At 52.5% G+C, this 9,250-nt stretch carries 8 protein-coding genes; 6 read left to right on the top strand and 2 right to left on the bottom strand.

Annotated elements, in window-relative coordinates; genetic code table 11:
• Window positions 1-381 (bottom strand): hypothetical protein (locus IPN95_29010; protein ID MBK9453355.1); only part of this gene is annotated, 381 nt, incomplete at its 3' end.
• Window positions 382-722: 341 nt separating this feature from the next.
• Between IPN95_29010 and IPN95_29005 the strand changes: the two genes are divergently transcribed.
• The 5 genes from IPN95_29005 (at window position 723) to IPN95_28985 (ending at window position 8,453) form a co-directional block, all read left to right on the top strand.
• Entirely contained in the window at window positions 723-3,353 is a 2,631-nt protein-coding gene (locus tag IPN95_29005; protein MBK9453354.1) for an N-6 DNA methylase, read from the top strand.
• The gene (locus IPN95_29000) at window positions 3,337-3,873 is read left to right on the top strand and encodes a hypothetical protein (GenBank protein MBK9453353.1); all 537 of its coding nucleotides are present in this window, start codon (window positions 3,337-3,339) and stop codon (window positions 3,871-3,873) included. Before IPN95_29005 ends, IPN95_29000 begins: the two co-directional genes overlap by 17 nt.
• Window positions 3,807-4,271, top strand: a complete 465-nt coding sequence (locus IPN95_28995; protein MBK9453352.1) for a hypothetical protein — start codon at window positions 3,807-3,809, stop codon at window positions 4,269-4,271. Before IPN95_29000 ends, IPN95_28995 begins: the two co-directional genes overlap by 67 nt.
• A 715-nt stretch (window positions 4,272-4,986) precedes the next feature.
• The gene (locus IPN95_28990) at window positions 4,987-7,251 is read left to right on the top strand and encodes an AAA family ATPase (protein MBK9453351.1); all 2,265 of its coding nucleotides are present in this window, start codon (window positions 4,987-4,989) and stop codon (window positions 7,249-7,251) included.
• Window positions 7,252-7,253: 2 nt separating this feature from the next.
• Window positions 7,254-8,453, top strand: a complete 1,200-nt coding sequence (locus IPN95_28985; protein MBK9453350.1) for a hypothetical protein — start codon at window positions 7,254-7,256, stop codon at window positions 8,451-8,453.
• Between the two features lie 112 nt (window positions 8,454-8,565).
• Here IPN95_28985 and IPN95_28980 read toward each other — a convergent pair whose 3' ends face one another.
• On the bottom strand, window positions 8,566-8,751 hold the full coding sequence (locus IPN95_28980) for a hypothetical protein (protein ID MBK9453349.1): 186 nt from the start codon (window positions 8,749-8,751) through the stop codon (window positions 8,566-8,568).
• Between the two features lie 112 nt (window positions 8,752-8,863).
• Between IPN95_28980 and IPN95_28975 the strand changes: the two genes are divergently transcribed.
• On the top strand, window positions 8,864-9,250 hold a 387-nt coding region (locus IPN95_28975), incomplete at its 3' end, for a hypothetical protein (GenBank protein ID MBK9453348.1).

Here is a 9,250-nt window from a genome sequence, read left to right as displayed (position 1 = left end):
AACGGCAAAGTCAATTTCCCAAGTAGTGATCTGTCTACATTCCATGCGTTCATTAAAATGCCATGTCGGTATCCGATCTGATTCATCCCAAAGCTTTTTCCAATCCTGATCGGTTGCGTCCTTCTTTTTTCCAAAAATCACCTCCAAAGTCTTGCCAAAAAGCTCCTCCATCTTCTCATCCTCCACCAAGCCGACCGCGAGCCCCGCACCGAATACCACCGTCAACAAAAACAACCATCCCAAAAACCTACGAAACGGCCTGCGCGGCCTCTCCCCTTCTTTCGGTGGTTTGGACCTTGATTGCGCCCTTCTGCCATCTGCCGCCTGCGCAAAAGGCCGGGCACTCTTACCCTGAAAATATGTGCGATTCTTCCAATTCATTTGACAAGCATGATGATTACCCCCCAATTTAACAACAAATCCCAATGCTGAGCCATGTCAATGCATCGTTCCATCTTCTCTGGAATTTCTGTGGCCAATTCTGCATCTCATGCCTGCATCATCCGAAAACTCCGGACCCAATGCACAACGATCCCCAACAACCATGAAGGAAGGATTTTCCTATAAGTTCCAAGATTATGCGAAGGATTCTTGGTTTACAAAAAGACGCTTCTTGGGTTCGTCCCGAGGTCGGGACGTACCCAAAAAGCAACGAAGCTGTGGGCCAAGAAGACAAGCATAATGCAGGAACTTCTAGGAATTTAATTCCTAAATTGCAGGCAATGGAAATGCCAACGAAGCCCAAAGGAGACGAACCGCAGGTCATCGCCCGCGTGGAAGCGCTGATCTTGGCGCTCAAACAACTGTATTGGTTTGGTTTCGCCAAGGCCGAAACCATCGCCTTCCTCTACTATTGGACCTATCACCGCTACCTCCGCATGGGGACCGCAGGCGTTTTCGAAGGCTTGCAAAAGGACAATGCACGTCGTGGAAACGCTTCCGGCCAGGAGGCAGCCATGAATTTCAGCGAATTTCTCGACCATTGTTTTTCCCGCTACCTCACGGCAGCACAGCGCAGCACCATCGCGGACATTCAAGTGCAGTCCGGCCTCGCCCAGCTCTTGAACAACCTCGAAACCATCGCCAACCACCATTCCGACCAGGAATTTGCCGCAGATTTCGAATATTTCATTCGGACGGTGATGGGGCGCGGGACCTTCGACACCCCAATGCCGGCTCCCTTGGCCATGATGTTGGTGCGCTTGTATGACTTGCCTGCCAATGGTGTGATTGCCAATCCGTATGCCGGGAACGGGGCACTCATCCCCTACCTGCCACCCAAGTCGACCTATCAAGCCGAGTCAACGGATGCGCAGGACAACGCCATCCTGGCCCTTCGCCTCCTCGTCCACGGTTTTGCCCATACCCTCCTCGAGCCTCCCAAGGTGCTGTCCACCAATCCGCAGAAAGCCGATTGGACCATCAGTTTCCCCGCCTTTGACCGCGAGTATGTCGCCCTGCCCCGCAAACCCAACGAAACACCTGCCGAAGTCTCGCAGAAACTCGTGCGCAACCTGCTCATGCAAACCCATGAAACCGGCAAGGTCCTCTTGGTCGTCTTGGACCGCAACCTCGCCGAAGACACACGGGGGGCAATGGCACTTCAAAAGGCATTGGCCACTTCCGGATTCCTCGAGGCAGTGATTTCTCTCCCCGCCGACCTCTTTGATTCTGCCGGGATGAAAGCTTCCATCGTCGTCCTCGACAAGGCCCGCAACCGCAACGCACCCATCAAGCTCATGGACGCCGCCACATGGAGGGCCGATTATAAATCACCGGAGGAAATCGACCTCCGTGTTACCATCGAGCGCTTTCGATCCACGGCCACGCAAAACGAGGTATTCTTCGCGAAACGGGAAACATTGGTAGCTTGGCAATTCAAGCCCTCCATCTCCAAGGCGCGACTGGAAAGGCGCATTGCCCAGGAATTGGCCCAGCTGCCCGCAGGCGAGAAGCTCGTCACGCTCGGCAGCCTGCTCCAAAAACCGAAATGGGAGACCGGCACGCCCGCCGGAATGCCCAAGATCACCATTCCTTACCTGCAGGACCCTTTGCGTGGAAACCGGATGGGAGGCGACGACTTGGCGAAGTTCCCGCTCCTTGCCCCGGCCGACAAACAGTTCCAGGTCGTGAAGCTCACGCGGCCACTCATTTTGGTCCCCAAATACATCGCCGGCGCGCGCCCCACTTTGCTGGATGCCACCGGCACCCGCGTCGCCATCCACGAGACCGTGCTGGCATTCCACGTCGATGCACCTTCCGTTGATCTGGAGTTTCTGGCCTTCGAGATGAACTCCGGCTTTTTCTCAGACCAACTGAAGGAGGTCAACAGCTATGCCCTCCAACCCGCATTGTCCATTCCCGATTTCTTGGCACTGAAGGTCCGCATTCCCACCACGCTTGCCCAGCAGAAGCGACGACTGGACGAATTCCGGAATGTCTCCCAGGCTGTAAGGCTGAAGGAAGCCAACCTGATCCAGCGGGTCGAAGGCCTCCAACAAACCGAGCAGCAGATGTTGGCCGTCTTGGGACATGAGTTGCGGCCGCTCTTGGCCAATGTCCGCACCCTCTCCGCCCTGACCAAGCGCTACATCCAAACACAATCCGATGCCGGCGCGGCCGTTTCCATGGGTGACAAGTTGAGCCCAAGACCCAAATCCCCGTCCATCGAACGGGCCTATGAGTACATCGATGCCGACCTGCAACGCATGGGAATGCTCTTCGACTCCCTCCGTGGCCTCATGGCTTCCGACCGCAGCAAGATGACACTCACCGAGCTTCCGATACTGGATTGCCTCCAAGCGTTCACGGCCCAATTGGCCGATCAACTTCGCGATGCCCAATTTTTCTGCGCCGCAGACCCCATTTGGACCATCGAGCAGATCCGCCCGCTCGTGACCATCGACCAGGAACTGCTCCTCCTCGCACTCCGCAACATCGTGGAAAATGCATTTGAACATGGATTTGAAGAGGGAGCCCCCGGCAACAGCATCGTGTTTTACCTCTCCTGCATCACCGACGAAGACGCAGCCACCTGGGTTGCCATCGACGCCTTCAACAATGGCAAGCCCTTCCCGGAGGACTTCTCCCTGGACAAATACACGCAGTTCGGCGGACGGCAAGGCAAGTCCAAGGGCACCGGGATTGGCGGATTCCTTGTGAAACGCATCGTCGAAAACCATGAAGGACAGCTCCGCATGATGACTACCCGCGACATTGCACACGCCATCACCAACATCGTCGCGAGCGTCGAAATGCCGGGCACGCCCCTGCAGGCCGGCGACCGCCCCTTCCTCGTCGGCCTCCGCATCCTTTTGCCTTACCATCTGCAAGAAAATGAACAACTGGATTAACGTCTTGATCGTCGATGACGACCGCCGCTATGTGACCATCCAAGCCGAAAACGCGGCCCATCACGGCATCAACCTCATCCATTGCCCCTATTGGGACGAGGCCCACAAGCTCATCGACGGCGACCCACACAAATATGACGTCATTGTCCTCGATGGCAAGGGTCAGATCAATGCCGCCTCCGAATCCGAGGACATCAACCACCTCAAAAAGCACTCAAGGAACTCTACATCCTCGAAGGCAAGGGCATTGCAATCCCCTATGTCGTCAACACCGGCTACTCGGAATCATCGGCCATCGGCTACGACGTCAAGGTCTTCCACAAAGGCACCGGAGAGCAGCAGCTTTTTGCCTACATCCAGACCCTCGCCAAGGGCAGCCACGCCTACCGGATGCGGACCAAATTTCCCCGAATCGCCCGGGCGATGGAAGACGGCCTGCTCGGCGGTCAATCCATGGCGCTGTTCCTCCACACCTACGGCTACATTGAGGAAAAGCGCACCTTCACCTACGTCGCCTTGAACCCCATGCGGCACCTCCTCGAAGCATTTTGTATGGCATTGGCCAAGATCGGAATGCTCCCCGAAGACATGGCAGGCGATGGCAAACGGCGCAACCTCAGCGCCTGCGACTACTACCTCAACGGCAGGGAAGGCCGACTCAAGACGGCCACCAACCAAAGCCTCGTCTTCAAAGCTGACCCCAACCCCTTCCCGCAACGGATTGCCACCTGCTTCAGCTTCATCCTTGCCAACACCAACGACGGCAGCCACTTCAACCTCGACGACGAATGCAGCCCCTACCTCGCCAAAGCCCTCTTCTACGCCCTCATCGAACTGCTTGATTGGTTGCCTGGGTTCGTGAACGAGCACCCCGACAGGGAAAGAAACCTGCGGAGTATCTTGCAGGTGATGGGGTGATGATGGGTTTGGGAGGATGGGGGCTCGTCTCTTCACCCATCTTAGAAATCTTCGTTTCATCTTATGGCCAGCAGCGATCATTACTTTCAAATATATGCGTCCAAGGACCCCAGAGGGGTCTAACGTTTATAGAAACAGACACCCTCCCCTTGATCCGACCCCGGCGGGGTCGAACGTTTATAGAAACAGACACCCTTCCCTTGATCCCACCCCGGAGGGGTCGAACGTTTATAGAAACAGACACCCATCCCTTGATCCGACCCCAGAGGGGTCTAACGTTTATAGAAACAGACACCCTCCCCTTGATCCGACTCCGCGGGGTCGAACGTTACGCCCTGATAGTAAGTACTGATTATCAGCATATTTTGCGAATCTTCTATAGATTCAAAACCCCAAAAAAAGATCGCAATTAGAAATGTGTATGGAGACTAGCATAGGGGCGGCGTGCTAAGGGGGATTTTATCGCAGGAATGTATGTCATATTTTGATAGTCAAATTCAAAATATGACATACATACAGAAGCATCAACCTTACTAACAATCCGATCCAAAAAGATTTCAAAGACCGAAAACACCTCGGCATAGACGACCTTCTATCTCAATAAAGGCCTGACATACAAATATTTATACAACAATCAACACTTCAGCACCTCAACACCTCCCGTACTAACGAACGGCTTCCAGAGCGGCTACCGGAAATTGGCATTTCGCTTGCCATGACTGTAGCAAGGTGCAAAGAATGCATCCTTTTCCAAGGTAAGCTCAACTACAAAACCGTTATGGAAGTAAGTAATCAAATTCATCCGCTGTCAAAGATCGGCATCGAGAATCGAGGCATTGAACCACTGCAAAGGCTCGAAACTTGGTCGGAGCAGTTTTTTCTAGATTTGGTGGAAGACGCTGCGGGAAACCAAATGCAAATGCTCACAATCAAGGTCGATGCCCAATTCCTGCCCCTCCTCGAGCGCACATTCCGCGACGAAATCCAACCATTGATTAAAAGGCAAATCGAGGGTATTCTCTTACCGGTAGATGCCATTTTGCAAAGAGCAGATTGCTCAATGATAATTTTTTACCACCATGACGATTCCAGGACATCCTTGGAGGGGAAGGATATCGCAATCGGCGATTGGATTCAATTGGCAAAGCCCTTGTCGGAATTAAAGAAAAGAAACCAATTCGGGTTTTACTTTGCCCCTGACGCCCTAGAAGTCAGCGGGGCCGAGATTCGCCTCCGTTTTATTGGCCTGTTGGCATTGCTGCGTCATATGGGCATTTGCAAGACCGAGTATCTGAGCCCCGACCTCTCCAAGACCACCGAAGTAGCAAAGCTACAGGATGACATTTGGGGATTGGGTAACCTTATGCGCAAGCTGTCGCAAAAGTTGATTCCCGACGCTATCCTGTCCAAAGCATGCGCCCTCACACGGAAAGACAGGTACACAACATGGCTGGAACTGATAGCAGATCTTGAAACCCTTGAGAAAGCAAGCCTTTCAGAGACGGTCGCCCAATCCCCAGTCATGGCAAGCAAGAATACGATTCAAGTCATCGTCAAACCAAGCCATGCAGAGGCATTCAAACCGATGGTGCAAGAGATGAACATCCAATGCCATTTTCTCCCTAGGCCCGACCTGTCAAAGTCACATCGCCAGATTTGGGGCTTTTTCCACACGCGCAACCACTCAGCGCCGGCTTTTTTGGATGACGACAGCAACCTGCTGTTTGTGGACTGGAATCAACACCGGGACGGCGAAAGCCAGACGCCAGTTGGGGCGGTTCCGTTGAACTGCAGCTTCAGCAGTTGTGTCCGATCGTCAATTCAGTTGCTTCCTTTCATGGAACAAATGCGTCAACACGCCATTGCATCTGCCGATCACGGCAACAACACCCTTTCCAAAGGCGCCAAGGAGAAGAAAACGATCCTCGAAAAATGGAAGACCATGCCCGAAAAGGAAATGGAATTCATCGAGGAGGAAGCACTGAAGTTGGACTACATAGAACGTCGCTTGAGCGGTCGAAACAAGGAAAACGTCGTTTTTCAGCTTTCTGAGCACACCAAGAAATACCCTTGGGACAAGATCAAGCGACTAAAGCATGAAGGTGTCGGCCTCACCGTCAACGATTCCTACCTCGACATAATCCAGGACTATCACCCCGCAGAAGGCCACATAACCCTCCGCGATGTCAAACTCGAACTCGAAGAAATCCCCGAAAAAGGCGAGCTCATGCAAGACGTGAGAATGCAAGTCAGCCAATTCAAGAAGCAAGTCGAAGCCTGCACCAAGTTTACTAAGGGTGATTTGGTCAATCCCGCGCTCACCGCCTTGCTTGCAACGCCCGATTTGATCCCGACACCACCGCGATTGGTGATCGACCATGATACATTCGAAGCTGGTATCGTGAACCAACGCCTCAAATCAGACGCCACCCAATTGGAAACCGTCAAGGAAGCCATCCACCGCCAACCACTTTTCTTGGTCCAAGGTCCTCCTGGAACAGGGAAAACGACTGTGATCGTCGAGATGATTCAGCAAATCTTGAAACGCCAGCCAGATGCGCGCATCCTCGTGACTTCGCAATCCAATCTTGCCGTTGACAATGTCTTGGAGCGCCTACCAGAAAACATCCTCTACATGCGTTTGGCGGCAAGCGAAGACAAGATCGGGGACAAACTCAAAGCACATTCCTACGACACAAAACTGAACGAATGGGTGAATGCAACCCGCAAGAGGTCCAACGATTGGCTTGACCTTGAACTCAGCGGAAACAAAGATAAATTGAAACCCTCGTGCGTCTTTACCACAAATTCCTGCAGTTGCAATCCCAGAATGATCCTGTACAGGCATTTCACAAGGAGCTACAAAAGCCAATATGGCCGGCTTACTACCGCGAAAACACGTTCAAAAACGCAAGCAAGCCCGAGGGCATTCGCAGCATTTTCGAGAAGGAGATCGGTGCAACAAAGCTGCATTTGCTAGGCTTGCAGAAGGAGTGGGAGTCGTTTCTAGACAATTCCCTAGGGGACGAAAAAGATGCCAGAACCTCCAAACTCAGAGACGGAAGCGAATTCATCGGCCTGCAATTTGCCTTCCTCAAGTCCATTAGCGTGATCGGTGCCACTTGCATCCACATTGCAAGCATGAAATATGGCCGAGTCGATTTCAAATTCGACTACGTGATCATGGACGAGAGCAGCAAAGCGTCTCCTGCGGAAGCACTCGTACCAATCAACATGGGCCGAAACATCATCCTGATCGGCGACCACAAGCAGTTGCCACCCGTGGTCACCCGTGAAGAAGCGGTCAAACAAAAGGTCAGGGACAAGCTCGAGGACAATGGCCTCGACATTGACAAGGAATTCGGCGAAAGCATGTTTGAAAAAATCATCACCACCGTAGAGTCCGATCCTGCAAAAGCCCAAAACTTCAGAATGCTCGACATTCAATACCGCATGCCGCGCCAGATCGGATCCATCATTTCCACGTACTTCTACGATGGCAAGCTACAGAATCCTGATCCCCAGCGCGTCCCCGGCTTTGACCAATCCAAATCCCACGAGCTTCAGTTGGCAAAAGACACCAGCATGGTCTTCCTCAGCACTTCGCGAGAAGAAAACCCATTCGACAACGGAGACAAATTCGCAAGGGCAAATACATGCAACGTCAGAAAAATCAAGGAAGTGCTCGATTGGCTCGACAAAGCCTACCCCAACAATCTCCAACGCAAAAATGAAAAAGGCGAGCCGGCGCCATTTACCATCGGTATCATTGCAGGCTATCGAGGCCAAGTCAACCTCCTCCAACGCGAAATCGCTCTTACCAAGTACAAGAACTTCGTCACTCAAGATGAAAATGGGGAAGACGTCCCATTGATCCGCATCAACACCGTGGACAAATTCCAAGGCGCCGAAGAAGACATCATCATCTATGACGTCGTCAAAAGCAGCAGGGGAAGCGACACCATAGGTTTTCTGTCAGATTACCGCCGCGTAAACGTCGCACTCTCCCGTGTCAAACGTCTCCTGATCGTCGTCGGCGACACCGAATACCTCCTGAAACGCGCCACCCTCCCAAACGATGAGCGATTCCCTGAATTCAAACTCAAGAGCATTGCCCAAGAATTTGAAGCCCAAGGGCTCATCATCCACTCCATCGATGAACTGAACACCACAAAACGCTGATCGCATCACCCTAATTCCCACTTGCTAATAATTGAATATCATGGACAATACATCATCAAAAGCCATCGCCATCTTTGACAAGTTCAGAGACAACCACAGCCCGGAATTCAGCCTAGAGGTTATTCACGAGGTCTATTTCCCCTTCTTTGATTGCAAAGGCGAAGTCGTTGCCGAAACAAACCTTCAGCTTGACCGGCTCTCCAAGATCATCTTGCAATTTCTTGCACCAAAACCCAAGGATCACCCAGCACTTTGCGGCTTCCTCGGCATCGACGAAGACAGCTTCCTGCTTTCCCACCCTGCATTACCTTATCAAAGAAGGCTTCATCGCCGAGCAATTTGCACCCCACGCCTACCAGCTTACGCTCGAAGGAAGGAAATTCTTGGAGGGTGTTTCAGAATCACGCACCATGGAGCAAATCTCCTTCCTCTTCCAATACAACGGTTTGCTGCGAACCTTCCTCGATCCCGACCAGCCCATCGACACCGAAATGAGCGTTGGCAAAAAGACAAATTTTAGAGGCTACCGCATGTTGCAAACCAACAAGATCGAGCCCAATGGGCATAAGACCATCCCCCATAAGCAGCGTCCTCGCATCGAACACGACGAGCGCGCCACATTCGCCAAATGGTTCAACCAACGATTTCCGAACCATCAATTTTATGACTTGGACAGTGATGCTCCCAAGTCACACGCCCGATCCGTTTCCTTCCTCGTCCTGGAATTTCACGACGAAACCAACAGCAAGAAATACGAAGTCCGCCGTCACGAAAAACCGTCACTGGCAACTCTGAAA

It is taken from the genome of Bacteroidota bacterium (assembly GCA_016718825.1).
GTDB lineage: Bacteria > Bacteroidota > Bacteroidia > J057 > JADKCL01 > JADKCL01.
Note: the sequence above shows the minus strand (reverse complement) of the source record. Positions and strands in the feature narration are given on the sequence as shown.